The sequence below is a fragment of the Pseudoalteromonas sp. Z1A6 genome (assembly GCF_011378745.1).
GTDB lineage: Bacteria > Pseudomonadota > Gammaproteobacteria > Enterobacterales > Alteromonadaceae > Pseudoalteromonas > Pseudoalteromonas arctica.
Genome location: NZ_WTKW01000547.1, coordinates 1 through 1,750, shown reverse-complemented (window position 1 = coordinate 1,750; position 1,750 = coordinate 1). Strand labels below are relative to the sequence as shown.

Here is a 1,750-nt window from a genome sequence, read left to right as displayed (position 1 = left end):
CAAAAAACTATTAACCAAACTAGGTTAATAGTGAGTAAAAATTAAAAATAAGCACAGCATTTTATGCTGTGCTTTTTTAATTGCTTTTCATTAGCAAATACAATTCCTATACTGGCAACTCTTAAAGTCAATTAGGGTGATTATATGGCAACCAAGCCAACCACACTGTCATTACTAACGAGTACCCGCTTCGCAATTTTTAGTATTGTTGTTATTTGCTTCGTACTACAAGTGATCAATAGCCTACCTGGTATAAACCTAAATGGTTTAGGCATATATCCACGCAGTATCCAAGGCTTAATTGGCATACTATGCGCACCTTTTTTACATGGTAGCTGGTGGCACTTCGCCAGTAATATGATTCCATTTGTAGTGTTAAGTTGGCTAATTTGCCAGTACAGCGTAAAACGTTTTTATAACGTATTTATTTTTACCGCTCTAGTTGGTGGACTGTTAGTTTGGGCATTTGGGCGCAGTAACATACATGTTGGTTTAAGCGGTGTTATATATGGTTTATGGGGCTTTATTCTATGCTACGGCTTAGTAAGACGCTCATTAAAATCAATTATAATTGCTGTTGTAGTGGCTATACTTTATAGCGGTTTTATATGGGGTGTTTTACCCCAGCGCTATCATGTATCGTTTGAAAGCCATTTATTTGGAGCGCTAAGCGGATTGTTTTTAGGTTATAGATTAGCAAAAGCCGATAAATTAAAAGGTCGGTAAATTAAGTATTAGGGCCTTTAATTAATTTTTTATGGCCACATTTACCATATATGTATTTCATCTAACAGAGGTTATTTATGAGTGATAAAAACGAATACACGCCACCAAAAGTATGGACGTGGGAAAGTGAAAGTGGCGGTAAGTTTGCCAGCATTAACCGCCCAATTGCAGGCGCGACTCATGACAAAACTCTACCTATTGGTGAGCACGCATTTCAGCTTTATTCTCTTGCGACACCTAATGGCCAAAAAGCTACAATCATGTTTGAAGAGCTTTTACAGCTTGGTTGCACCGATGCAGACTATGACGCATATTTAATAAACATAGGTGATGGCGATCAGTTTGGATCTGACTTTGTTGATATTAATCCAAACTCAAAAATCCCAGCGCTAATGGATCATTCAACCACGCCGCCTACTCGCATCTTTGAATCTGGTTCTATTTTACAGTATTTGGCTGAGAAATTTGATGTACTCATACCTAAAGATTTAAAAGCTAAAACTGAGTGTCGTAACTGGCTATTTTGGCAAATGGGCTCAGCGCCTTACTTAGGTGGCGGATTTGGTCATTTTTATAGCTACGCACCAAGTAAAATGCAATACCCTATTGACCGTTTTACCATGGAAACCAAACGCCAGCTTGACGTGTTAAATCGCCATTTAAGCGAAAATGAATACATGGCAGGTGATGAATACTCAATTGCCGATATTGCAATTTGGCCGTGGTACGGATCGTTAGTGCTTGGAGCTTTATATGATGCAGCAGAGTTTTTAGATGTTGCCTCATACACCCATGTTGTACGCTGGGCTACGCAAATATCAGAGCGCCCCGCAGTAAAGCGTGGTCGTCGCGTAAATCGCACATGGGGCCCTGAAGAAGAGCAAATGGCAGAGCGCCATAACGATAGCGATTTCGAAGGTTAAATCTATAGAACAGCAAGTAAAGTCGTTAACACTTTAACCTGCTTGATAATTTTAAGGCTCAAAATAAATATTTATTTTGGGCCTTTTTACTTTTTAAACTT

General features: G+C 38.9%; 2 protein-coding genes. Both read left to right on the top strand.

Annotated features, from left to right (window positions below):
- Positions 1 to 144 precede the first annotated feature (144 nt).
- Positions 145 to 726, top strand: coding sequence for a rhomboid family intramembrane serine protease (locus tag GQR46_RS19340; RefSeq protein WP_010555361.1), 582 nt, complete (start codon positions 145 to 147; stop codon positions 724 to 726).
- Positions 727 to 803: 77 nt separating this feature from the next.
- Positions 804 to 1,649: a glutathione-dependent disulfide-bond oxidoreductase gene (gene yghU, locus GQR46_RS19335; RefSeq protein ID WP_007581288.1), complete on the top strand. Its 846-nt coding sequence runs from the start codon at positions 804 to 806 to the stop codon at positions 1,647 to 1,649.
- Positions 1,650 to 1,750: the final 101 nt, after the last annotated feature.